The sequence below is a fragment of the Enterobacter sp. MF024 genome, assembly GCF_005843915.1.
GTDB classification, from domain to species: Bacteria; Pseudomonadota; Gammaproteobacteria; order Enterobacterales; family Enterobacteriaceae; genus Enterobacter; species Enterobacter barmai.
Genome location: NZ_VCBB01000005.1, coordinates 502941 through 527325 on the forward strand (window position 1 = coordinate 502941; position 24385 = coordinate 527325).

Genomic DNA, 24385 nt, shown 5'->3' on the forward strand with positions numbered 1-24385 from the left:
GAATGATGAAAATCCAGGAGGGGAATAATGCATCATATTTTGCTTAAAGTTATTAAAAGGGGCTAACGGCCCCTTTATTTATTAAGATGAGATAATGTAAACGGAATGGGATTAATTAAGAATAGTGTCTGGAATTTAGCAGGCTATGTTATACCTACTGCTATCGCTATCCCGGCAATGGGTTATCTTGCTAGGGTATTAGGGGTTGAACTTTTTGGCGTTTACACTTTAGCAATTGCTATTGTTGGTTATGCAGGCATATTTGATATCGGTTTGACTCGTGCAATTGTTAGAGAAATTGCCGTTTACCGGGGCAATAATGATGAACGCAAAAAAATAATTTCTACAGCAACTATATTTCTATTTTTGTTCAGCGTTTTTGGCGCAATCCTCATTTCCGTCTTTACGCCAAATATTATTTCGCTTTTGAATATTACAGCATCCAATCATACTGATGTTCAAAACTCTATTCGTGTCCTCGTCTGGACAATACCTGCTTTCCTGCTTAACCAATTATGGATGTCCATACTTGAGGGCGATGAACGTTTCGCAATATTAAATATACAGAGAAGTTTCGGTAGTTCTATTATCGCAGGCTTACCGGCCTTGTTTGTATTGTTTTCTCCATCCCTGTTTTCTGCAATACTTGGCTTAGCCGTGGGCAGACTATTGTCATTAATCATTGCATTCGTGATTGTCAGAAATGAAATCATTAATGCCGGTTTTATTTTTTACAGAGAAACGTTCCGACGAATGATTTTCTTCGGAGGCTGGATCACTGTTAGCAACATCATTAGCCCTGTGATGGTATACTTTGATCGGTTCGTTATCTCAGGCTCATTAGGTGCTGATAAAGTCGGTTATTATACCGCCCCGTCTGAAATCGTATCGCGTTTAGGTCTTCTTCCCGGTGCGCTTTCGAGAGCTGTTTTCCCTAAACTCAGCGCAGCAAAAACCTATGATGAGTTAAAGAAAAATATCAGATTCGCCTATCTGATAATGGGGCTTGGGTGTTTACCCTTAGTCGTCATCCTGATTTTCCTGGCAAAACTGATTATGCAGCTATGGCTTGGCGAACAGTATGCCATCCATTCACAGGCTATTTTCCAGATTTTATTAGTGGGCTTTTTCTTTAACTCTATCGCCCAAATCCCTTTTACCGTCATACAGTCTCTGGGAAAAGCGAAATATACCGCCTTTTTACACTGCATTGAGGTCATACCTTATCTGGCCCTGCTGTATTTTCTTGTTAACTCTTATGGCGTACTTGGCGCTGCGTATGCATGGACTATTCGGGTATTTGTGGATTGCGTTTTACTCATTATCGTTTCCCGGGAATGTATAACGAAACATAGAGGGAAAATATGAGTTACGAAGTTATTCTTGCGACTTACAATGGTGAGCGCTATGTTCGCGAGCAAGTCGAAAGTATTCTTGCTCAGTCAGTTAAGCCATCCCGAATCATCATACGAGATGATGGATCAACGGATGATACCCTCACTGTTCTTCAAGCCTTAAAAGCAGAGTCGCAAATTGATATTGATATCATTCATGATGGACTCAATTTAGGCTATATCAAAAACTTTGAGAAACTTACTGAGCATGTTACCTCTGACTTTGTATTCTTTTCAGATCAGGATGATATTTGGGTAGAAAACAAAGCAGAAACATTACTGGCGGTTTTTTCAAATCAAAGTCATGCCAACGTTGTTTTTTCTGATGCCTGGCTGATAAACAATACTATGGAGAGGTTGGGGACGCTCTGGCAGCACGTGAATTTCACGCCAGCCAACGGCGATATAAGGTTAGACAAAATTCTCATCAATAATGTCGTGACGGGTGCCACTATGGCTGTACGTAAAGGCTTTCTTGATACCGTTATGCCGTTCCCGGCAAAAATTCCGCATGACTATTGGCTCGCCAGCAATGCATGTGCTCTGGGATCGTTGGTCCCCGTCGAAGACAAATTGATTCTGTACAGGCAGCATGAAAATAATCAAATTGGTGCAAAAAAAAGTACTTTTGCCGGTAAATTGAAAGCTGCGTTTGATAGTAAAAAAAGAAATAAACGAATCGCCCATTATCGGGAAATCTATGATTTAGTTCATGCGATCCGTAAATCACAGCAGACTTCACAAATTAATCAAACGTCTGAAAGCATCCTTAACTATCTGGATTGTGTTAATACTGTTTATCGTGGCGGAATATTTGATGGTGGAAAAAGGAAAAACCTGCTGTCAGCAGTATTCAATTCCAGTTATACGAAATACTCAACTAAAAAATCAATCATTAGGGATTTGCTTGATGGATTATTCATTAGATTGAATTTTTCATAATGCTATGTTGAGCTCAGGATGCTATTTGAGAAAATTTAAATGAATAATACAAAAGAAATTTGCGCCATTATAGTAGCCTATAACCCGGTACTCTCTGATTTAACACAAACCATAACATCATTGAAAATCCAGGGATGTGATGTTGTAGTCGTGGATAACAGCCCTTCTGAAACTGAAGAGTTGAAAGGAACAGGGATCGAGTACCGCTGGTTGAAAGGTAATAAGGGAATCGCCTTAGCGCAGAACATCGGTATTGAGTATTGTATTGAAAGTGGATATGAAAATGTTATTTTCTTTGATCAGGATAGCAAAATTCCTGATACTTTCATCACAAACATGCTTCAGTTTTCCGCAGAAAATAATGCGCTGATAGCAGCACCCGTTTTTTATGACGAGGCTCGCGGCTTTGAATATGCCATAACGCACATAAAAAAGAATGGCTTTCGTGAAAAACTTTATTCTCGTGGCGAGAAAAAGACCTTCACTTCATCGGTAGTTATTTCATCGGGCTCACTGGTTAAAACCGCTCTCTTCGACCAGGTTGGCATGATGGATGCCTCATTATTTATCGATTATGTTGATACCGAGTGGTGTCTTCGCTGTTTCGATAAAGACCATCTGGTATATATAAATCCGAATGCAGTCATGATTCATTCTATTGGAAACTCATCTTTTTCAGTGTTTGGCTTTACTGTACCTGTCCACTCGGCTGCAAGACGATATTACCGTGTAAGAAATGCATTTCGTTTGCTACGCTATCCTCATGTGCCTAAATTGCTGGCACTTCGCGAAATTACATTTTGTGTAGTGCACAGTGTCATTCTCATTTTTCATGAAAATGACAAGAAAAACTACTTCAAATCCTTTGTCTCTGGCGTTTGGGATGGTATCCGAAATGTAGCAGGTGAGAATCCTCGCACGTCTAATACAGCACATAAGTAATTTTGAGATTTTATAATGAATAAAGTGGCAGTTTTACTTGCGGTTTATAATGGCCGGAACTGGATTGATGAACAATTAGAGTCTATCTTAGCGCAAACTGAAGTTAACGTTGATGTGTTTATCAGTATAGATCTTTCAAGCGATGGTTCGTGGGAATATCTGACAGAGAAATACACTCATTTCAAGAATGTTCATTTTTTGCCCTACGGTGATAAATATGGTTCTGCCGGAAAGAACTTTTACCGCCTGGTAATGGATGTGAATTTTGACGGCTATGATTATATCTCTTTCGCCGATCAGGACGATATCTGGTATGCAGATAAACTCCAGCGCGCAATTGAAACCATTGCGAGTAAACATGTTGACGCCTATTCAAGTAATGTCCTTGCTTTCTGGGAAGATGGCAGGACATGTCTGATCGACAAAGCGCAACCCCAGGCTGCATTTGACTATTACTTTGAAGCAGCAGGCCCGGGCTGTACGTATGTTTTTACCAATAAATTAGGAACCGCATTTCGTGAGTTCCTGTTATCAAATGAATTAGCCCAGGATGTATCTTTGCATGACTGGTTGATTTATGCCTACGCGCGTTCACACAACTATACCTGGTATATTGATTCAGTCCCCGGAATGAAGTATCGCCAGCATTCTTCAAATCAGGTCGGCGCCAACATATCATTTAAAATGTGGGTGAAAAGGGTGAAGTTGGTCAATTCAGGTTGGTACCGAACTGAAGTCTATAAATTAAAAAGTCTGTTTGTAACCAACTTTAGCCCGATTAAGCGCATAACAAATGCGCGTAATTACAGCAATAACATTATGCTCATGCCTTTTGTGTCTAAATTGAGACGACGTGGTCGGGATAAAATCATTTTACGTATGCTTTTGCTGCTCAACTTCTTTTGAATAATTGTAAATTAAACTCATGATAATTTTTGAGAAAAAACGATGAATAAGTTAAACAGGATTTTTATCCTGCTTCTCACCATGGAAATTGTCTTTGGCGGCGGCGGTAGATTGTTAGACCCTCTTGGTGTACCGCCGTTGCGTTATGTCTTCTTCGGTTTGGCGATCGTACTGTTTATTTTAAACGCAATTACATTAACTGCCAGATCAAACAGTAAAACGCTGCTAACCATATTTGCAATAATTGCTCTTCCGGTCTACGGTTGTCTTGCGGGAGCGATTAACGGAAATGATGTGTCTGAAATGGCCTTTGATTTTCAGCCTTACATCTACATGTTAATACTGTTATATCTTTGTACATTAAATGAGTCGTTGACAGAATACTCGTTAGCCATATTTGTTAAAGTAGTAAAGTTTTTTTGCGTTATCGCCTCTTCGATTTACATCCTTTATATTGTTATGCTAAAGGGCGGACTACTCAATTCCGTCGCTATTTACAACGCTCTTTCACTGACATCAGAATTTTTCTTCAGGCCGAGTGGCGCCTTTTTTGCAAAATCATTTTTCTTCCTCGGCATCGGTGCGATTTTCTTCTTTATCGAAAAACGATATCTTTTCTTTATCCTTACCGTTATTGCACTATTTTTAACTGAAACCCGAGGCGTATTCCTGTTTGCTGGGATCGCGATGATGATCGCAAGTTTCAGAATCAACGGCGCAATGAAAAATCTAATTTATATTGCGTTAGCCGTTGTGGCAGGGCTGGGTTTGATGGTTATCGTTGGCGGACGGGCAGGCGACTCTGACTCCGTACGACTTCAGGACTTCACCTATATAATGAACTCGATGAATGGTCTGGTTTCAGTCTTCGGCCATGGTTTTGGCGCGCAGATTCTGGACAGAGGAAGAATTGAAGTTGTTCCACTGGAACTCTTTTATAAAACAGGAGCGTTAGGCGTGATTTTATCTGTGCTCCCTATTTTTATATTGTCGATAGGGACTATTTTGAAATCATTTACCCTCCGCAAGCTACAGATCGTTTGCGCGCTTATTTTTTCAGCAGGCGTTTCCATTACAAATCCCTTCCTTTATACCCCTATGGGGATATTCGTAATGGCAATGGCAATTAATTCAAATAAAAACACTTCTGCATAACTGCTCATTTAACATGCTGATTTTGTGCTTGTAGCCAAAGTGGCTGTAATCACTCTTATCGCTAATTTTTATTTGTTAAAAAAAAGATGATTTTGTTATTGTGATTCGCGATGTAGAATTGTCTTAAACACACCTGACAGGAGTATGTAATGTCCAAACAACAGATCGGCGTTGTCGGTATGGCAGTGATGGGGCGCAACCTGGCGCTGAACATCGAAAGCCGTGGTTATACCGTCTCCGTTTTCAACCGCTCCCGTGATAAAACTGAAGAAGTGATTGCCGAGAATCCAGGCAAAAAACTCGTTCCTTTCTATACGGTTCAGGAGTTTGTTGAATCCCTGGAAACGCCTCGTCGTATCCTGTTAATGGTGAAAGCAGGCGCCGGCACCGATGCTGCCATCGACTCTCTGAAGCCGTACCTGGAAAAAGGCGACATCATCATTGATGGCGGCAACACCTTCTTCCACGACACCATCCGTCGTAACCGCGAACTTTCTGCTGAAGGCTTCAACTTCATCGGTACCGGCGTGTCCGGTGGTGAAGAGGGCGCGCTGAAGGGGCCATCTATTATGCCTGGCGGTCAGAAAGACGCTTATGAGCTGGTTGCGCCTATCCTGACCAAAATTGCTGCCGTTGCTGAAGACGGTGAGCCGTGCGTGACCTATATCGGTCCAGACGGTGCGGGTCACTATGTGAAGATGGTTCATAACGGTATCGAATACGGTGATATGCAGCTGATCGCAGAGGCCTATTCTCTGCTGAAAGGCGGCCTGAACCTCACTAACGAAGAGCTGGCGCAGACCTTCACCGACTGGAACAACGGTGAGTTGAGCAGCTACCTGATCGACATCACCAAAGACATCTTCACCAAGAAAGATGAAGACGGTAAATATCTGGTCGATGTGATCCTTGATGAAGCGGCAAACAAAGGTACCGGTAAATGGACCAGCCAGAGCTCCCTGGATCTGGGCGAGCCACTGTCACTGATCACTGAATCCGTCTTCGCGCGTTATATCTCTTCCCTGAAAGAGCAGCGTGTGGCGGCTTCTAAAGTGCTGACCGGACCGCAGCCGAAAGTGGCAGGTGATAAAGCTGAATTCATCGAGAAAGTGCGCCGTGCGCTGTATCTGGGCAAAATCGTCTCTTACGCTCAGGGCTTCTCACAGCTGCGCGCTGCGTCTGACGAGAACAACTGGGACCTGAACTACGGCGAGATCGCGAAGATCTTCCGTGCCGGTTGCATCATCCGTGCTCAGTTCCTGCAGAAAATCACCGATGCTTACGCTGAAAACGCAGACATCGCTAACCTGCTGCTGGCTCCGTACTTCAAGCAAATCGCTGACGATTACCAGCAGGCGCTGCGTGACGTCGTGGCTTATGCGGTACAGAACGGTATTCCGGTTCCAACCTTCTCCGCAGCCGTTGCTTATTACGACAGCTACCGTGCGGCCGTACTGCCTGCCAATCTGATCCAGGCGCAGCGTGACTACTTCGGCGCGCACACCTATAAGCGTACTGATAAAGAAGGTGTGTTCCACACTGAGTGGCTGGATTAATCTGATTTAACTCAGTCATGTAGCGAAGCCCGGTGAACATCACCGGGCTTTTTTTATGCGTAATCCCCTGCATTACCTCGCCTGATTCATCCGACAGGTTATACTGCAGCATAAATCACTGTAATCACGCCTTTCTGCAGCCAGCCATTCGCCTTGACATCAACTCAGCATACGAGGTAAAAACCCCAAAAGTTGCTTATTGCGGTGGGGCGGTCGTCGCTCCCGGACACTCAATCTAAAGAAGTTAACTCAATGAAAATAACAATCTCCGGAACAGGTTATGTGGGTCTCTCCAACGGGATCCTGATTGCACAGCACCACGAAGTGGTCGCACTGGATATCGTGCAGGCCAAGGTTGATATGCTTAACCAGAAGATCTCCCCAATTGTAGATAAAGAGATCCAGGATTACCTGAGCAACAAGCCACTGAACTTCCGCGCCACGACGGACAAAGTTGATGCCTACAGTGGTGCGGATTTTGTCATCATTGCGACGCCAACTGATTACGATCCTAAAACCAACTACTTCAATACTTCCAGTGTAGAAGCGGTGATCAAAGACGTAACGGCGATTAACCCAAATGCCGTGATGATCATCAAATCAACCATTCCTGTTGGCTTCACTCAGTCGATCAAAGAAGAGCTGGGTATCGATAATGTCATTTTCTCACCAGAATTTTTGCGTGAGGGCAGGGCATTGTACGATAACCTGCACCCATCCCGTATCGTCATTGGTGAGCGCTCAGAGCGTGCGGAACGCTTTGCTGCGCTGCTGCAGGAAGGCGCTATCAAACAGAACATTGATGTGCTGTTTACCGATGCGACGGAAGCGGAAGCCATCAAACTCTTTGCTAACACCTATCTGGCAATGCGTGTCGCCTACTTTAACGAACTGGACAGCTATGCAGAGAGCCTGGGGCTGAACACTCGTCAGATCATCGAAGGCGTCTGCCTCGATCCGCGTATCGGTAATCACTATAACAACCCATCCTTCGGTTATGGTGGCTATTGCCTGCCGAAAGACACCAAGCAGCTGTTGGCAAACTATCAGGCGGTACCGAATAACTTAATCTCTGCGATTGTAGATGCGAACCGCACGCGTAAAGACTTTATCTCCGACTCCATTCTGGCGCGTCAGCCGAAAGTAGTGGGCGTGTACCGTCTGATCATGAAGAGCGGCTCGGATAACTTCCGTGCGTCCTCCATTCAGGGGATTATGAAGCGTATTAAGGCGAAGGGCGTCCAGGTTATTATTTATGAACCGGTGATGAAGGAAGATGAATTCTTCCATTCACGTGTGGTTCGCGATCTGGATGCCTTCAAAAAAGAAGCGGATGTGATTATCTCCAACCGGATGGCGGAAGAGTTGTCTGACGTGGCGGATAAGGTCTATACCCGCGATCTGTTTGGCAGCGACTGATTATGCTGTAAAAGAAAAAAGCCCGGCGATAATGCCGGGCTTTTTTTTAAACCTTATAGAAGTCGCGATACCAGTCAACGAAGTTCTTCACGCCGTCTTTCACCGATGTCTGCGGCTTAAAGCCGATGACCTCATACAGCGCAGTCGTATCCGCACTGGTCTCCAGGACGTCGCCTGGCTGGATCGGCATCAGATTTTTGTCCGCTTCGATGCCTAAGGCCTCTTCCAGCGCCGTGATGTAGTCCATCAGCTCAACGGGTGAGCTGTTACCGATGTTATAGACGCGATAAGGCGCTGAACTGGTGGCCGGGGAACCTGACTCCACCGTCCACTGGCTGTCAGCCTGTGGGATCACATCCTGCAGGCGAACAATTGCCTCGGCGATATCATCGATGTAGGTGAAGTCGCGCTTCATTTTACCGAAGTTATAAACATCGATGCTCTTGCCTTCAACCATGGCTTTGGTGAATTTAAACAGCGCCATATCCGGACGGCCCCACGGACCGTATACGGTAAAGAAGCGCAGGCCGGTGGTCGGCAGGCCGTACAGATGGGAGTAGGTGTGCGACATCAGCTCGTTGGCTTTTTTGGTCGCGGCGTAGAGCGATACCGGGTGGTCTACGGAATCATCGGTCGAGAAAGGCATTTTACGGTTCAGGCCGTAAACCGAACTTGAAGAGGCGTACAGCAGGTGCTGCACCTTATTGTGGCGACAGCCTTCCAGCACGTTCAGATGACCAACCAGGTTGGCTTCTGCGTAAGCGTGAGGATTATCCAGGGAGTAGCGCACGCCTGCCTGGGCGGCGAGATGAATGACGCGATCGAATTTTTCATCGGCGAAGAGCGTGGCCATGCCTTCACGGTCAGCCAGATCGAGCTTATGGAAGGTAAAGTTCGCGGATGTCAAAAGATCAAGACGCGCCTGCTTCAGGTTCACATCGTAATAGTCATTGAGGTTGTCGATACCTACAACCTGATGCCCGGCATCCAGGAGCCGCTTGCTGACATGTGCGCCGATAAAGCCCGCTGCGCCAGTGACCAGAAATTTCATAACTGTCCTCATCTGTTACTTATCATGTCCGGTGCGTTAAGTACCGGATTTGGGGTATGATAACGCGATGCGCAGGGTTACCAAACATCATATTTTCGATATCGCTCATCGGATTCCTATAGATAATCCGAAAACAATCGATAAACTATATCTCAAACTTTATTCTTTGCGCTTATTTGCATTCTAAGGACTATATGACTCACAACAACAATAACGTGGTCACGCGAAGCAGTGACCCTGAGCAGATTGATTTGATTGATCTTGTTGTCCAGCTGTGGCGGGGAAAATGGATCGTTGCTGCGTTTATCGCCCTCGCACTGATTCTTGCTGGAGTGTACCTGGCTTTTGCCAAAGAGAAGTGGACGTCTACCGCAATTATTACCCAGCCCGATGCAGCCCAGATTGGTGGTTATAGCAACGCGCTGAACATTCTCTACGGTGCTAATGCGCCGAAATTAACGGATATTCAGGAGAGCGTGATTACCCGTTATAACGCCTCTTTCTCCGCATTGTCCCAGACGCTGGAAAACCAGGACATTCCTGAAAAGCTGATCATTGAACAATCAGTGAAAGGCCAGCCTTTGCCGTTGAGCATCAGCTACGTAAATGGTTCGGCTGAAGCGGCGCAAAAGCAGGTGGCGAAATACATTCAGCAGGTAGATGAGCAAATTCAAAAAGAGCTTGAAGTTGATCTCAACGACAACATCAAGCAGCAGGTTCTGACCCTGAAGGACGTTCTGGGTAACCAGGAGACCATTGCTCAGGAGCAGAAAGACCTGCGTATCAGACAGATTACCGAAGCGCTGAAGTACGCCGAGGCGGCAAACATTACGACGCCTAAAATTCAGCAGACCCAGGATGTAACGCAGGAGACGATGTTCCTCTTAGGGACCGAAGCGTTGCAATCCATGATTGCCCACGAGTCTTCGCGTCCTCTGACGCTGTCCGATAGCTACTACCAGAATAAACAGAAGCTGCTGGATATTCAGAAGCTGAAAATCGATCCGACCTCTATCCATGCCTATCGCTACGTGATGAAGCCAGATCTGCCGATCCGCCGTGACAGCCCGAAACGTTCAATCGTGCTGATCCTCGCGGTACTGCTCGGCGGCATCATCGGCTCCGGTGTGGTGTTAGGCCGCAACGCGCTGCGTAACTACAACGCCAAAGCCTGATACAGGTTCAACCGCTGAAAAAAAACCGGGTTTCCCCGGTTTTTTTATTTATGCCGTTGGCGCAGATTCTCAATCACCGTTGTTAAATCGAGATCCTGATCCTGCAGCAGCACCAGCAGGTGATACATCAGGTCAGAGGCTTCATTCGTCAGCTCGGCCCGGTCGTTCACGGTGGCGGCCAGGGCTGTCTCAACACCTTCCTCACCGACCTTCTGCGCGATGCGCTTGGTGCCGCTGGCATAGAGCTTCGCAGTGTAGGAGCTCTGCGGGTCAGCGGTTTTGCGTTCCGCCAGCAGTTGCTCCAGCTGATACAGGAACAGCCACTGGTGGCTGGCGTCGCCAAAGCAGCTGCTGGTACCGAGATGGCAGGTTGGTCCGATAGGGTTAACCAGCACCAGCAGGGTATCGTTATCGCAGTCCGGGGTGATGCTCACCACATTCAGAAAATGGCCGGAGGTCTCGCCTTTGGTCCACAGACGCTGTTTGGTGCGTGAGAAGAAGGTCACTTTGCCGCTGTCGAGGGTCTTCGCCAGGGCGTCCTGATTCATATAGCCCAGCATCAGCACTTCACCGGACACCGCGTGCTGCACCACCACCGGCATCAGGCCGTCGGTTTTTTCCCAGTCCAGCTGCGCACGTTGTTGCTCTGTTAACATACCCTGATCTCCACGCCCTGATTCGCCAGGAACGTTTTTAACTCACCAATATTAATAATTTGCTTGTGGAACACCGAGGCCGCCAGCGCGCCGTCAACGTCGGCATCGCGGAAGGCTTCCAGGAAGTGCTCCATTGTGCCTGCGCCACCCGAGGCAATCAGCGGCACGTGGCATACTTCGCGCACTTTTTTCAGCTGCGCCAGGTCATAGCCGTTACGCACGCCGTCCTGGTTCATCATGTTCAGCACGATCTCTCCCGCACCGCGCTTCTGCACTTCCTGCACCCAGTCCAGCGTCTCCCATTGGGTCACGCGGGTGCGGCTCTCGTCGCCGGTATACTGATTGACGTGATACTTGCCGGTAGCCTCGTCAAACCAGGTATCGATCCCGACCACAATGCACTGCACGCCGAAGCGGTCCGCCAGGCGGGTGATCAGCTCGGGGTCGGCCAGGGCAGGGGAGTTAATGGAGATCTTATCCGCGCCGAAGGAGAGAATTTTGGCTGCATCTTCCGCCGATTTAATCCCGCCCGCCACGCAGAAAGGAATGTCGATCACTTCCGCGACGCGCGCGACCCAGCTTTTATCCACCACGCGTCCATCGCTGGAAGCGGTGATGTCATAGAAGACCAGTTCGTCAGCCCCTTCTTCCGCATAGCGTTTAGCCAGGGGAACGATATCACCGATGATTTCGTGGTTGCGGAACTGCACGCCTTTCACGACCTGACCATCACGCACGTCGAGACAAGGAATTATCCGTTTTGCCAGCATTGAATCGCCTCCGTCACAGTAAATTTTTCTTCCAGCAGGGCGCGACCAACGATAACCCCACGAACGCCCGTACCACGCAGGGCCGCGATATCATTTAAATCACCAATGCCGCCTGAGGACTGGAACGCCACCTGCGGATAACGGGCGCAAACCTCTTCGTACAGCGACACGTTAGAGCCCGCCAGCGTGCCGTCACGGGATATATCGGTGCAGAGGACATGCTTCAGCCCCTCCGGCAGATAGAGATCCACCAGTGCTTCCAGCGTCACGCCGGAGTTCTCCTGCCAGCCGCTGACCGCAACCTGTTTTTGTCCCTGGTCATCGATACGCACGTCCAGCGCCAGCACCAGCGCGTCGGCACCGAAGCGTCTGAACCAGCCTTTTACCGTCTCCGGATCTTTTACTGCCGTAGAGCCTACCACCACGCGCGCCACGCCCGCGTCGAGCAGCGCCGCCACGTCCTCTTCTGTACGCACGCCGCCGCCAACCTGGACCGGGACGTTCACGCCCGCGACCAGTTTTTTCAGCAATGGGATCTGCCGTCTGGCAGGATCTTTCGCGCCGGTCAGGTCAACCAGGTGCAGCACTTCTGCACCCTGAGCGGCATAGTCCTGCAGCCGTGGCAGCGGATCGTTGCCATAGTCGCGTTGCTGGCCGTAGTCGCCCTGGTGAAGACGGACAACCGTGCCGTCGATTAAATCTAAAGCGGGAATAATCATTACATCTCCAGGAAGTTTTTCAGCAGCTGCGCCCCTGCGGCACCGGAACGCTCCGGGTGGAACTGCACGCCGTAGAAGTTATCTTTCTGCACTGCGGCGGTGAAAGGTTCACCGTAGTGGCACTGGGCGATGGTGTGGGCGTTAACCGGCATCGCATAGCTGTGCACGAAATAGAAGTACGCCCCGTCCTCGATCCCGCGGAACAGGCGATCGCCCGCCTTCGGGTAGACGCGGTTCCAGCCCATGTGCGGCAGCGGCAGACCGTGATCGGTCATCTTTGGCACGTCTTCATCAATAATGCCCAGCAGATCCACGCCGTTAGACTCTTCACTGCGACGGCCCAGCAGCTGCATCCCCAGACAAATCCCCAGCACCGGCTGGGTACAGGCTTTAATCAGTTCGACCAGCTCACGCTGGTGGATCTGATCCATCGCCGCCTGCGCCGTACCGACGCCCGGTAAAAAGAGTTTGCTGGCGCGCAGGACCACATCCGGATCGCGGCTGACCAGCGGGTCGTAGCCGTGACGGGCGATGGCGGATTTTACAGAGTTAAGGTTGGCGCAGCCGGTATCGAGGATCACCACGTTCATTACAGCACTCCTTTCGACGACGGCAGGGTATCGCCTTCCACGCGAATGGCCTGGCGCAGGGTGCGGCCAAAGGCCTTAAACAGGCTCTCCACGCGGTGGTGATCGTTCTTGCCTTTGGTTTTCAGGTGCAGCGTCAGGCCCATGGTATAGGAGAGGGAGCGGAAGAAGTGCTCAACCATCTCGGTGCTGAGGTCGCCCACGCGCTGGTAGGTAAAGTCGGCTTTGTATTCGAGGTGCGGACGGCCAGAGATATCCAGCGCGCAGCGGGCCAGGCACTCGTCCATCGGCAGCACAAAGCCAAAGCGGTTGATCCCGCGCTTGTCGCCCAGCGCCAGCTTCAGCGCTTCGCCCAGCGCCAGGCCGGTATCTTCCACGGTGTGGTGATCGTCAATGTAGAGATCGCCTTTTACGCCGATCTCCATGCGGAATCCGCCGTGGGTGGCGATCTGATCCAGCATATGATCGAAGAAGCCGACGCCGGTGTGGATCTTGCTGCCGCCTTCGCGATCCAGCCACACCTTCACGTCAATCTGCGTCTCTTTGGTGTTGCGCTCAACGTGGGAGAAACGGTCGCGTCTGGTCAGCTGCTCGCCAATCATCGCCCAGTTGAGGGTATCGCGGTTGTAGCGCAGGCCCGCGATGCCCATGTTGGTGGCCAGCTCAATGTCGGTGGCGCGATCGCCAATCACGTAGCTGTTGGCTTTATCCAGCGCCGCTTCGGCGAGGTACTGCTCAACCAGCTTCACCTTCGGCTTACGGCAGTCGCAGTTGTCTGCGGGTAAGTGCGGGCAGATCAGCACTTCATCAAACGCCACGCCCTGTGAAGAGAGGATCTGCATCATCAGATCGTGCGGACCGTCAAAATCGGCCTGGGGGAAGCTGTCGGTGCCCAGACCGTCCTGATTGGTGATCATCACCAGCTTAAAACCGGCCTTCTGCAGCTTAAGCAGCACAGGAATAACGTCGGCTTCAAACGCCAGCTTGTCGAAACGATCGACCTGAAAATCCGTGGGTGGTTCTGAAATGATGGTGCCGTCACGATCGATAAAGAGGTACTTCTGGCTCATACTTTCTCCGCATTCAGGGCGTCGATAACGCGCTGGCTCTCTTCCCGGGTGCCCACGGAGATACGTAAGCAGCCACTCAAAGAGGGTTGTTTGTTCTGGTCTCTAAGGATAATGCCCTGATCCCACAAAGATTTAAATACTGCACTCGAGGCGGTGAAGCGCGCCAGAATATAGTTGGTATCTGACTCGAAAACCTGCTCAACGCAGGCGATGTTTTTCAGCGCGCTGACGAGATACTCGCGCTCGGCAACGATCTGCGCCACCCGAGCGCGCATGGCGGTAATTCCCGCTGGCGCAAGGGCCTGAGCAGCGATATCCGCCACCGGGGTCGAGAGCGGATAGGGCGCAATCACCTTCATCAGCAGATCGATCACCTCTTTATTCGCCAGCGTAAAGCCGCAGCGCAGCCCGGCAAGGGCAAAGGCTTTTGACAGGGTACGCAGGATCACCAGGTGCGGATACTCAGCCAGCCACCCGGCCAGCGTCGCCTGCGGGCAGAACTCAATATAGGCTTCATCGGCGACCACCAGGGCTTTGCCGCGGGTCATCTCCAGCAGGGCGCGAATGTCCTGGGGGTTAATCAGCTGGCCGGTGGGGTTGTTCGGGCTGCAGACAAACACCACCTTCACGCCGTCGAGATTATTGGCGATACCCTGCAAATCGAGCTGCCAGTTTTCAAGAGAGGGCACCTTGCGCAGCTCAACGTTGAAGGTTTCGGCGCTCACGGTGTACATCCCGTAGGTCGGCGGGCAGTAGAGCACCGCGTCCTGGCCCGGCTCGCAGAAGGCACGGATCAGCAGTTCGATACCCTCATCTGCGCCGCGACTTACCAGCACCTGCTCCGGTTGCACGCCAGCATAGGCGGCGTAGTTTTCGATCACCGCTTTCGGCTGGCACTCCGGGTAGCGGTTCAGTGTCTGCTGGGTCAGCTCAAAGGCGACAGGCGTCGGAAATTCATTGGCGTTCAGCCAGACATCGCCATTGCCCCCCAGGCGGCGGGCAGACTGATACGGGGTCAGGGCGCGAACGTTCTCGCGGGCTAACTCTTCAATATTCATGCTTGCTCCTTCAGGGCGGCAACGCGCAGCGTCACGGCATTTTTGTGGGCGGTGAGACGTTCGGCGGCGGCCAGCGTTTCAATGGTGGCCGCCAGGCTGGCAAAGCCCTCGCGGGAGAGTTCCTGCACGGTCATGCGCTTCTGGAAATCCGCCAGTCCCAGGCTGGAGCAGGTCGCGGTATAACCGTAAGTAGGCAGCACGTGGTTGGTGCCGGAGGCGTAATCCCCTGCGGATTCCGGGGACCAGTCGCCGAGGAATACCGAACCGGCGCTGGTGATGCTGTCGACCAGTTCACGGGCGTTGCGGGTCTGAATGATCAGGTGCTCCGGGCCATACAGGTTAGAAATGGCGATGCACTGGTCAAGATCCCGGGCCACAATCAGGCGGCTGGCAGAGAGCGCCTGACGGGCAGTTTCTGCGCGGGGCAGATCCGCGAGCTGGCGTTCCACGGCTTCGCCGACCCGTTTTGCCATATCCGCATCCGGCGTCAGCAGGATCACCTGTGAATCCGGGCCATGCTCGGCCTGAGAGAGCAGGTCAGAGGCCACGAAATCCGGCGTTGCACCGCTGTCGGCGATGACCAGCACTTCCGACGGACCGGCCGGCATGTCGATGGCCGCACCGTCCAGCCGCTGGCTGACCTGGCGCTTGGCTTCGGTGACGAAGGCGTTGCCCGGGCCAAAAATTTTATCCACGCGCGGAACGGATTCGGTACCCAGCGCCAGCGCCGCGATGGCCTGTGCCCCGCCAACCTTGTAGACCTCCTGCACGCCGCACAGCTGAGCGGCATACAGAATCTCATCGGCAATCGGCGGCGGCGAGCAGAGCACCACTTTCCGACAGCCGGCGATACGGGCAGGCGTCGCCAGCATCAACACGGTAGAGAAGAGCGGGGCGGAGCCACCCGGAATATACAAGCCCACCGAGTCGACCGGACGGGTCACCTGCTGGCAGCGTACGCCGGGCAGCGTTTCCACGTCGACGGCGGGCAGTTGCTGGGCGGTGTGGAAGGTATCAATGTTCTGCACCGCAACGGCCATCGCCTGCTTTAATTCATCGCTCAGACGTGCCGCAGCCAGGGCGATCTCCTGCTCGCTCACCTTCAGCGCGCCAACCTCGGTTTTGTCGAATTTCGCGCTGTACTCCCGCAGGGCATCGTCGCCGCGGGCTTTTACATTGTCCAGGATCTCCGCCACGGTGCGGGTGATGCTCTCCGAGGCGGAAATAGCCGGGCGCATCAGCAGCGCGCGTTGTTGCTCTGCGTCGCAGGTGTTCCAGTCGATGAGGGTATTAAAGCTCATATCATTTTCCTTTTACCGGATGCGCATTGCTTATCCGGCCTACTAGACCCGTAGGCCCGGTAAGCGTCAGCGCCACCGGGCAGCAAAAGTGGAATTACTCCATCATCTTCTCGATCGGCAGCACCAGGATAGAGCTGGCGCCCAGCGCTTTCAGTTTTTCCATGGTTTCCCAGAACAGGGTTTCGCTGCTGACCATATGCATCGCCACACGCTGCTGATCCCCTGCCAGCGGCAGAATGGTTGGGCGTTCGGCGCCCGGCAGCAGGGCAATCACTTCATCCAGACGTTCGGTTGGCGCGTGCATCATGATGTACTTGGATTCGCGCGCCTGGATCACGCCCTGGATACGGGTCAGCAGGCGGTCAATCAGCTGCTGTTTGGCTTCCGGCATGTCGCCGTCGCGCTGGATCAGGCAGGCCTTGGAGCGGTAAATCACCTCCACTTCGCGCAGGCCGTTAGCTTCCAGCGTTGCGCCGGTGGAGACCAGATCGCAAATCGCGTCAGCCAGACCGGCACGCGGCGCGACTTCAACAGAACCATTCAGCAGGCAGGATTTAAACTGCACGCCTTTTTGATCGAGGTAACGCTTCAGCAGGTGAGGGTAGGAGGTGGCGATACGCTTACCGTTCAGCCCGGCCGGGCCGTCCCAGGCTTCGTCAGCCGGGGTGGCCAGCGACAGGCGGCAGCCGCCAAAGTCCAGACGACGCAGCGTGAAGTAACGCGGGTCTTCGCCCTGCGCGCGGCGGGTCAGGAGCTCTTCTTCCAGCACGTTTTCGCCGATGATGCCCAGATCCACCACGCCGTCCATGACCAGGCCCGGAATGTCGTCGTCACGCACGCGCAGAATATCAATCGGCATATTCTCTGCCAGCGCAATCAGGCGCTGGGTGTGCAGGTTGATTTTTATGCCGCAGCGCGCCAGCAGTTCGCGGGAATCGTCGCTAAGACGACCTGATTTCTGCATAGCTATGCGTAAACGTGAATTATCTAACATTGTCGGTTCCTCATGATCCTGTTGTAACTTGCCTGAATACGGTCCAAAAAAAAGCCCCCGGAAGATGATCTTCCGGGGGCTTTTTCTTGCGCTCATGCACCACTGGAAGATCTGAATGTCTTCCAGCACACATCGCCTGAAAGACTAGTCAGGATGATGGTGATGATGGTGGTGTTTAAATTGAACGCGTGTCATAAAATTCTCGATGAATGCTTATTCATATGATGTCGTTTAACCTAAACCACTTGCGCTACATAAAGCAAGGGCTTTTTTTTATCATTAAATGATTTCATATTGGCGCTATCAATTGTCAGTTCCGCGTGGCTGGCGTAGCCTTACAGCAGAGGCGTAAAAGTCAGGAGAAAACGCATGAAAAAGGTCGCAATTGTCGGTCTGGGATGGCTTGGAATGCCGCTGGCCATGTCGTTACAGGCGCGGGGCTGGCACGTTACCGGCAGTAAAACCACCGCAGATGGCGTCGAAGCGGCGCGAATGTGCGGCATTGAGAGCGTGGAGTTGCGCCTGGAGCCGGAACTGGTGTGCGACGCCGATGACCTGGATGCCCTGATGAATGTCGATGCGCTGGTCATTACCTTACCGGCGCGTCGCACAGGTCCGGGGGAAAACTATTACCTGCAGGCCGTGCAGGAAATTGTCGACAGCGCCCTGGCCCATCATATTCCGCGCATTATTTTCACCAGCTCAACCTCGGTATATGGCGATGTCGAAGGTGCCGTCAAAGAGAATATGCCGCGCCAGCCGGTAACGGCCAGCGGGCGTGTTTTAAAAGAGCTGGAGGACTGGCTGCATAATTTACCCGGCACACAGGTGGATATATTACGTCTGGCAGGGCTGGTAGGCCCGGGCCGTCATCCGGGACGTTTTTTTGCCGGAAAATCAGCGCCTGATGGACAGCATGGCGTCAATCTGGTCCATCTGGAGGATGTAATTAACGCGATTACTCTGCTATTGCAGGCTCCAAAGGGCGGGCACATCTATAATATATGTGCGCCCTCTCATCCAACACGCAGTACATTCTATCCGGTGATGGCCCGTCAGCTTGGTTTGGAGCCACCGCACTTCCACGATGCCCCCGGAGAGGGGAAGGGCAAATTGATTGATGGGAACCGCATCTGTCATGAACTGGGATTTGAGTATCTCTTTCCCGATCCGCTGGTTATGCCAATGGAGTAATGCCGCTGGCGGAGCGTAGGCGCACCACAAGGGGGTGAGCATGAAACCGCTGCTGGATGTCCTTATAATCCTTGATGCACTGGAAAAAGAGGGGAGCTTTGCTGCGGCGTCGGCGAAGCTCTTCAAAACGCCCTCCGCCCTCAGCTACACCGTCCATAAGCTAGAAAGCGACCTCAATATTCAGATCCTCGACCGTACCGGCCATCGGGCGCGGTTTACCCGCACCGGACAGATGCTGCTGGAAAAAGGACGGGAAGTGCTGCATTCCGTGCGTGAGCTGGAAAAACAGGCCGTTAAGCTGCATCAGGGCTGGGAAAACGAGCTGATTATCGGCGTAGACGACACTTTCCCTTTTTCACTGCTGGCGCCGTTAATTGAAGCCTTCTATCAGCATCACAGCGTCACCCGGCTTAAGTTTATCAACGGCGTGCTGGCGGGATCGTGGGAAGCGCTGGTGCAGGGGCGGGCGGATATCGTCGTTGGCGCGTTACATGAGCCGCCCCGGATCAGCGATTTTGGTTTTGCCTGTCTTGGACAACTGGAACAGGTATTCGTCATCGCGCCGCACCATCCTCTGGCCCAGGAGCCGGAGCCGGTTAACCGTCGGGTCATTAAAAGCTACCGCGCCATTGTGGTGGGCGATAACTCACTTCCAGATTGCACAGCCTCATCACAGCTGCTTGACGATCAGGAAGCCATCACCGTCTTCGATTTTAAAACCAAACTGGAACTGCAAATAAGCGGCCTGGGCTGCGGTTATCTGCCCCGTTATTTAGCTCAGCGCTTTATTGAGAGCGGGGCGTTAATTGAGAAGCAGGTGATGACGCAATCCAGCTATGATTCCGTATGGATCGGCTGGAATGAGCAGACCGCTGGGCTGGCGAGTGCATGGTGGCGGCAGGAAATTTTGGCAAATAGTGCTATTGCTGCGGTTTATGGGCAAAGCGAAGCCGATAAATCAAGCGATTAGTATGAATTTTTTGTTGCACGGGGCCTATGCACTCTTGCCTTTTCGTCCCAAACCAGGGCAAAATGCGCCGCTGCAAACATATAAATAATCGACGATATAAAAGGCGTCGGTTATTTTTTTTTGCATGTAAGAAAATCATTTAAATCCAAGAGGCCGGGCTTCGTACCGGATAGATATTTACTAAAATCCGACAGTTGTTGTCGCTGAGGAAGAAAGAAATGGGGCAATCATTCGCTTACGTGGCGGTATTCACCGTAAAGGAGAATAACTATGTCGCATAACGCAACTCCAAAAACCTCTCGCGTGGAATTACGTAAAACGCTTACGTTGATTCCGGTTGTTATGATGGGCCTTGCCTATATGCAGCCGATGACGCTGTTTGATACATTCGGTATTGTATCAGGCCTCACTGACGGTCACGTTGCAACGGCGTATGCCTTTGCGCTGGTCGCGATTCTCTTTACTGCGCTGAGCTACGGCAAGCTGGTTCGCCGCTTCCCGTCCGCAGGCTCTGCGTACACCTATGCTCAGAAATCCATTAGCCCGGCCGTTGGCTTTATGGTGGGCTGGTCATCCCTGCTGGACTACCTGTTCATGCCGATGATCAACATTCTGCTGGCAAAGATTTACTTCGAAGCGCTGGTGCCTTCCGTACCGTCGTGGATCTTCGTTGTGGCGCTGGTGGCCTTTATGACCATCTCTAACCTGCGCAGCATCAAGACCGTTGCTAACTTCAACACCCTGATCGTTATCCTGCAGATGGGTATCGTGGCGGTGATTGTCGGTCTGATCATCTACGGGGTTTCCCACGGTGAAGGTGCAGGTACGCTGGTAAGCTCACGTCCGTTCTGGTCTGAAGGCGCGCACGTTGTGCCGATGATCACCGGTGCGACAATCCTGTGCTTCTCGTTCCTGGGCTTTGACGGTATCTCTTCTCTGTCTGAAGAGACCAAAGACGCTGAGCGTGTGATCCCGCGTGCCATCTTCCTGACGGCGCTGCTGGGCGGCGTGATCTTTATTGGCGCGTCTTACTTCCTGCAGCTGTACTTCCCGGATATCTCTCGCTTCAAAGATCCGGACGCGTCACAGCCAGAAATTATGCTGTATGTTGCCGGTAAAACCTTCCAGTGGGGCGTGCTGATCTTCTCCAGCGTCACCGTTCTGGCATCCGGTATGGCGGCGCACGCAGGCGTTTCTCGTCTGATGTACGTGATGGGTCGCGATGGCGTGTTCCCGACTCGCTTCTTCGGTTATGTTCATCCGAAATGGCGTACCCCGGCATGGAACGTGCTGCTGGTCGGTGCGATTGCGCTGCTGGCCATCAACTTCGACCTGGTTACCGCGACTGCCCTGATTAACTTCGGTGCGCTGGTTGCCTTTACCTTTGTTAACCTCTCCGTGATCTCTCAGTTCTGGATCCGTGAGAAGCGCAACAAAACGCTGAAAGACCACTTCAACTATCTGGTACTGCCAGTCTGTGGCGCGCTGACCGTTGGCGCACTGTGGGTCAACCTGGAAGAGAGCTCCATGGTTCTGGGTCTGATCTGGGGTGGTATCGGCCTGATTTACCTGGCCTGCGTGACCAAAAGCTTCCGCAACCCGGTTCCTCAGTACGAAGACGTTGCATAACAAATCCTGAGCCCGGCAAGCGTAGCGCCGCCGGGCAAAGCAAAAAAAACCGGAGAACATCGCCTCCGGTTTTTTTATGCCCTGAACTTACACAATTTCCTGCACATACTGATACAGCGCCTTCAACAGCGCCTGCTTCTCCGCGTTGCCTTCATACTCACCGTAGAGCATCTCCAGCTCTTGCGCGTAAGCCTGCAAATACTCCGGCGTAAAGACGTTGCGGCGATGCTGTAACCAGCGCTCCTGCTCGGCCTCATCCAGCGTGCCGGGGAAATTACGGGCGCGGTAGTTAAACATCAGCTTCCTGATGCGCTCATCCACAAAGGTGATATCCAGCGCGGGCAGGTTGCGGGGATCGGTCTTTAACACGATGTTCATGGCATTGCGGTCCGCATCGCTGAAAAAGCCGTTGTAGAGCTGGGCATCGACGTTCTCTGAGGGGATGAACGGCTCTGCTTCGGCAAAAATCGCCACCGCTTTTTCGCGCACCTGCGGATTATCCCGGAGCAATTTCAGGTTAGCCAGGCAGCGCTGCCTGTCGATTCCCAGCCTCTCAGCATCTTCCGGGCGCAGGGTGTTGGCAGGCGCCAGCACCGGACACTTGTTAATATGCACCAGCTTCACCGGCACGGCGGCATCCTCGCCCAGCGCCTCTTTCGGCGTGTACAGCCGCTCACGAAGCTGGTCGCTGTCGAGGGTCAGAAGTGGGGAGATATCACCCGCCAGATCCACCATAATCACCGCGTTGCGGTTTTCCGGATGCCAGGCCAGAGGGGCGACCCAGCTGGTATTGCCGCGCCAGGCACCAAACATGCCGGAGATATGCATCAGCGGCTTCATCTGCGGTACGTCAATCAGGGTGGTTAATTTTTGCTTGCTGCGATGGCTGAGCAGGTACTCGAACAGCTTCGGCTGCCGGGTCTTCACCAGCTTCGCCATCGCAATGGTGGCATACACATCCGCCATGGCGTCGTGGGCGTTGCTGTGTTCAATGCCATTTGCGCGGGTCAGATGCTCCAGGCGGAAGCTGGGCAGTCCGTCGTCGTTCTCAGGCCAGTTGATCCCCTCCGGGCGCAGGGCGTAGCAGGCGCGCATTACGTCGAGCAGATCCCAGCGTGAATTACGGTTTTGCCAGCTCCAGGCATAGGGATCGTAGAAGTTACGGTAGAAGATATGGCGGGTCACTTCGTCATCGAAGCGCACGTTGTTGTAGCCCACTACGCAGGTGTTGGGCACGGTGAACAGGTCGTGAATACGACGGGCGAACTCTGCCTCATTCACCCCTTTCTCGCGGGCTTCCTGCGGCGTGATGCCGGTCACCATCACCGCGCCAGGCTGGGGTAAATAGTCATCGGCCGGTTTGCAGTAAAACACCTCCGGCTCGCCGATAACGTTGAAATCTTCATCGGTGCGGATTGCGGCAAACTGAGCGGGGCGATCCAGCGACGGGCTGGTGCCAAAGGTCTCGTAATCGTGAAATAAAAATGTAGGGCGCGCGGCGGAGTCAGACACCAGTAATACCATCCTGTTTATGAGTGACCTCACTATGGTAAACCATCCGGCCTGGCACGCCGAAGGAAATGCGCTGTAACCGTGCAAATTTGCGAAGCATCGTCCGGGAAAACTATGCGTACTGTCACATTTTTTTGCAATTAATCCAGGAATCAACCTGAAAAGTTCCGTAAAAAGGTCAACGATTTTAAACGACCTGAGGATACACCGTTGAAACGCCGTCTGTTTATTGCTGTTTCTTTACTCACTTTGAGCATTTCATCCGCGCTGGCTGCCGACCCAATTAACTATGCGCCGCAGCCGCCGGCTATCCAGGCGGGATCCTGGGTGCTGATGGACTATACGACGGGGCAAATTTTAACGGCGGGCAATGAACACCAGCAGCGCAATCCGGCGAGCCTGACCAAGCTGATGACGGGGTATGTGGTCGATCGCGCTATCGACAGCCACCGTATCACGCCGGAAGACATGGTCACCGTGGGGCAGGACGCCTGGGCAAAGGGCAATCCGGTCTTTGACGGCTCCTCGCTGATGTTCCTGAAAGCGGGCGAGCGCGTTTCCGTGCGCGACCTTAGCCGCGGCCTGATTGTTGACTCCGGCAACGACGCCTGCGTGGCGCTGGCCGACTATGTGGCGGGCGGGCAGCCGCAGTTCGTCACGATGATGAATGATTACGTCAAAAAGCTGAATCTGCGCGATACCCATTTTGAAACGGTCCACGGTCTTGATGCGCCGGGCCAGCACAGCTCCGCCTTCGACCTGGCGGTGCTCTCCCGTGCCATCATCCACGGCGAGCCGGCGTTTTATCACATGTACAGCGAAAAGAGCCTGACCTGGAACGGCATCACCCAGCAGAACCGTAACGGCCTGCTGTGGGATAAGTCGCTCAGCGTGGATGGCCTGAAAACCGGGCACACCTCCGGCGCCGGCTTTAACCTGATCGCCTCCGCCGTTGACGGTGAGCGCCGTCTGATTGCCGTCGTGATGGGAGCCGAAAGCCCGAAAGGTCGCGAGGATCAGGCGCGCAAACTTCTCCACTGGGGACAGCAGAATTTCGATACCGTGCAGATCCTGCGTAACGGCAAGCAGGTGGGCAACGAGCGCATCTGGTACGGCGATAAGGAGCGTATTTCACTCGGCACCGATCAGGATTTCTGGCTGGCGCTGCCGAAGGCGGAGGTGCCGAACATTAAGGCCAAATACGTGCTGGACAAGAAAGAGCTGGAAGCGCCGATTGCCGCCCATCAGCGGGTCGGGGAGATCGAGCTATACGATCGCGATAAAGTCGTGGCCCACTGGCCGCTGGTGACGCTGGAAAGCGTCGGTAAAGGCGGGATGTTCTCGCGTCTGAGCGATTATCTGCATCATAAAGCATAACGTATGAA

General features: G+C 52.3%; 24 protein-coding genes and 1 other annotated feature. Of the genes, 13 read left to right on the forward strand and 11 right to left on the reverse strand.

Translation table 11 applies throughout. From position 1 onward, the window contains the following. Window positions 1-105 precede the first annotated feature (105 nt). The 7 genes from FFB58_RS11730 (at window position 106) to ugd (ending at window position 8314) form a co-directional block, all read left to right on the forward strand. Entirely contained in the window at window positions 106-1368 is a 1263-nt protein-coding gene (locus FFB58_RS11730; RefSeq protein ID WP_039030249.1) for a flippase, read from the forward strand. Beyond that, window positions 1365-2336 carry a glycosyltransferase family 2 protein gene (locus FFB58_RS11735; RefSeq protein ID WP_138369967.1) on the forward strand — a complete coding sequence of 324 codons (972 nt, stop codon included), beginning with the start codon at window positions 1365-1367 and terminating at the stop codon, window positions 2334-2336. Before FFB58_RS11730 ends, FFB58_RS11735 begins: the two co-directional genes overlap by 4 nt. Before the next feature lie 39 nt (window positions 2337-2375). Further along, window positions 2376-3278, forward strand: coding sequence for a rhamnosyltransferase (locus tag FFB58_RS11740; RefSeq protein WP_138369968.1), 903 nt, complete (start codon window positions 2376-2378; stop codon window positions 3276-3278). 15 nt (window positions 3279-3293) lie between these two features. Beyond that, window positions 3294-4184: a glycosyltransferase gene (locus FFB58_RS11745; RefSeq protein WP_138369969.1), complete on the forward strand. Its 891-nt coding sequence runs from the start codon at window positions 3294-3296 to the stop codon at window positions 4182-4184. Between the two features lie 42 nt (window positions 4185-4226). Then, window positions 4227-5339, forward strand: a complete 1113-nt coding sequence (locus tag FFB58_RS11750; protein ID WP_052246191.1) for a hypothetical protein — start codon at window positions 4227-4229, stop codon at window positions 5337-5339. A gap of 149 nt (window positions 5340-5488) precedes the next feature. Continuing rightward, the gene (gene gndA / locus FFB58_RS11755) at window positions 5489-6895 is read left to right on the forward strand and encodes an NADP-dependent phosphogluconate dehydrogenase (protein ID WP_039030246.1); all 1407 of its coding nucleotides are present in this window, start codon (window positions 5489-5491) and stop codon (window positions 6893-6895) included. A 252-nt stretch (window positions 6896-7147) separates the two neighbouring features. Further along, window positions 7148-8314: a UDP-glucose 6-dehydrogenase gene (ugd, locus tag FFB58_RS11760; RefSeq protein ID WP_039030245.1), complete on the forward strand. Its 1167-nt coding sequence runs from the start codon at window positions 7148-7150 to the stop codon at window positions 8312-8314. Between the two features lie 46 nt (window positions 8315-8360). On the opposite strand, the gene FFB58_RS11765 is transcribed toward ugd, so the two are convergent. Then, window positions 8361-9365, reverse strand: coding sequence for an NAD-dependent epimerase (locus FFB58_RS11765; protein ID WP_138369970.1), 1005 nt, complete (start codon window positions 9363-9365; stop codon window positions 8361-8363). A gap of 194 nt (window positions 9366-9559) precedes the next feature. On the opposite strand from FFB58_RS11765, the gene wzzB reads away from it, so the two are divergent. Continuing rightward, window positions 9560-10540: an LPS O-antigen chain length determinant protein WzzB gene (gene wzzB, locus FFB58_RS11770; protein ID WP_138369971.1), complete on the forward strand. Its 981-nt coding sequence runs from the start codon at window positions 9560-9562 to the stop codon at window positions 10538-10540. 44 nt (window positions 10541-10584) lie between these two features. On the opposite strand, the gene hisIE is transcribed toward wzzB, so the two are convergent. From hisIE to hisL, 9 genes are all read right to left on the reverse strand, one after another. After that, window positions 10585-11196, reverse strand: coding sequence for a bifunctional phosphoribosyl-AMP cyclohydrolase/phosphoribosyl-ATP diphosphatase HisIE (gene hisIE, locus FFB58_RS11775; protein WP_039030242.1), 612 nt, complete (start codon window positions 11194-11196; stop codon window positions 10585-10587). Then, window positions 11190-11966, reverse strand: coding sequence for an imidazole glycerol phosphate synthase subunit HisF (gene hisF / locus FFB58_RS11780; protein WP_039030241.1), 777 nt, complete (start codon window positions 11964-11966; stop codon window positions 11190-11192). Before hisF ends, hisIE begins: the two co-directional genes overlap by 7 nt. Then, window positions 11948-12685, reverse strand: a complete 738-nt coding sequence (hisA, locus tag FFB58_RS11785; RefSeq protein WP_138369972.1) for a 1-(5-phosphoribosyl)-5-[(5-phosphoribosylamino)methylideneamino]imidazole-4-carboxamide isomerase — start codon at window positions 12683-12685, stop codon at window positions 11948-11950. The genes hisF and hisA overlap by 19 nt, the downstream gene beginning before the upstream one ends. Further along, window positions 12685-13275, reverse strand: a complete 591-nt coding sequence (gene hisH, locus FFB58_RS11790) for an imidazole glycerol phosphate synthase subunit HisH (RefSeq protein ID WP_138369973.1) — start codon at window positions 13273-13275, stop codon at window positions 12685-12687. Before hisH ends, hisA begins: the two co-directional genes overlap by 1 nt. Next, on the reverse strand, window positions 13275-14342 hold the full coding sequence (hisB, locus tag FFB58_RS11795) for a bifunctional histidinol-phosphatase/imidazoleglycerol-phosphate dehydratase HisB (RefSeq protein ID WP_039030238.1): 1068 nt from the start codon (window positions 14340-14342) through the stop codon (window positions 13275-13277). The genes hisH and hisB overlap by 1 nt, the downstream gene beginning before the upstream one ends. After that, entirely contained in the window at window positions 14339-15400 is a 1062-nt protein-coding gene (gene hisC / locus FFB58_RS11800; protein ID WP_138369974.1) for a histidinol-phosphate transaminase, read from the reverse strand. The genes hisB and hisC overlap by 4 nt, the downstream gene beginning before the upstream one ends. After that, on the reverse strand, window positions 15397-16701 hold the full coding sequence (hisD, locus tag FFB58_RS11805; protein ID WP_138369975.1) for a histidinol dehydrogenase: 1305 nt from the start codon (window positions 16699-16701) through the stop codon (window positions 15397-15399). Before hisD ends, hisC begins: the two co-directional genes overlap by 4 nt. A 94-nt stretch (window positions 16702-16795) precedes the next feature. Continuing rightward, entirely contained in the window at window positions 16796-17695 is a 900-nt protein-coding gene (hisG, locus tag FFB58_RS11810; RefSeq protein ID WP_039030235.1) for an ATP phosphoribosyltransferase, read from the reverse strand. A 45-nt stretch (window positions 17696-17740) separates the two neighbouring features. Further along, window positions 17741-17864, reverse strand: a sequence feature (His leader region). Continuing rightward, window positions 17840-17890, reverse strand: a complete 51-nt coding sequence (gene hisL / locus FFB58_RS11815) for a his operon leader peptide (RefSeq protein WP_001364200.1) — start codon at window positions 17888-17890, stop codon at window positions 17840-17842. It overlaps the preceding feature by 25 nt. Window positions 17891-18064: 174 nt before the next feature. Here hisL and FFB58_RS11820 point away from each other — a divergent pair, with 174 nt between their 5' ends. From FFB58_RS11820 to FFB58_RS11835, 4 genes are all read left to right on the forward strand, one after another. Next, window positions 18065-18889, forward strand: coding sequence for an SDR family oxidoreductase (locus FFB58_RS11820; RefSeq protein ID WP_138369976.1), 825 nt, complete (start codon window positions 18065-18067; stop codon window positions 18887-18889). Between the two features lie 40 nt (window positions 18890-18929). Then, a complete protein-coding gene (locus tag FFB58_RS11825) occupies window positions 18930-19859 on the forward strand; it encodes a LysR family transcriptional regulator (RefSeq protein WP_138369977.1) in 930 nt (309 codons plus the stop codon). A 218-nt stretch (window positions 19860-20077) separates the two neighbouring features. Continuing rightward, window positions 20078-20140: a membrane protein YoeI gene (yoeI, locus tag FFB58_RS23150; RefSeq protein ID WP_138370007.1), complete on the forward strand. Its 63-nt coding sequence runs from the start codon at window positions 20078-20080 to the stop codon at window positions 20138-20140. After that, window positions 20130-21488: an APC family permease gene (locus FFB58_RS11835; RefSeq protein ID WP_039030232.1), complete on the forward strand. Its 1359-nt coding sequence runs from the start codon at window positions 20130-20132 to the stop codon at window positions 21486-21488. Before yoeI ends, FFB58_RS11835 begins: the two co-directional genes overlap by 11 nt. A gap of 87 nt (window positions 21489-21575) precedes the next feature. On the opposite strand, the gene sbcB is transcribed toward FFB58_RS11835, so the two are convergent. Beyond that, window positions 21576-23000 carry an exodeoxyribonuclease I gene (sbcB, locus tag FFB58_RS11840; RefSeq protein ID WP_138369979.1) on the reverse strand — a complete coding sequence of 475 codons (1425 nt, stop codon included), beginning with the start codon at window positions 22998-23000 and terminating at the stop codon, window positions 21576-21578. A gap of 210 nt (window positions 23001-23210) precedes the next feature. Here sbcB and dacD point away from each other — a divergent pair, with 210 nt between their 5' ends. Beyond that, on the forward strand, window positions 23211-24377 hold the full coding sequence (dacD, locus tag FFB58_RS11845) for a serine-type D-Ala-D-Ala carboxypeptidase DacD (protein ID WP_039030231.1): 1167 nt from the start codon (window positions 23211-23213) through the stop codon (window positions 24375-24377). The last annotated feature ends 8 nt before the right edge of the window (window positions 24378-24385 follow it).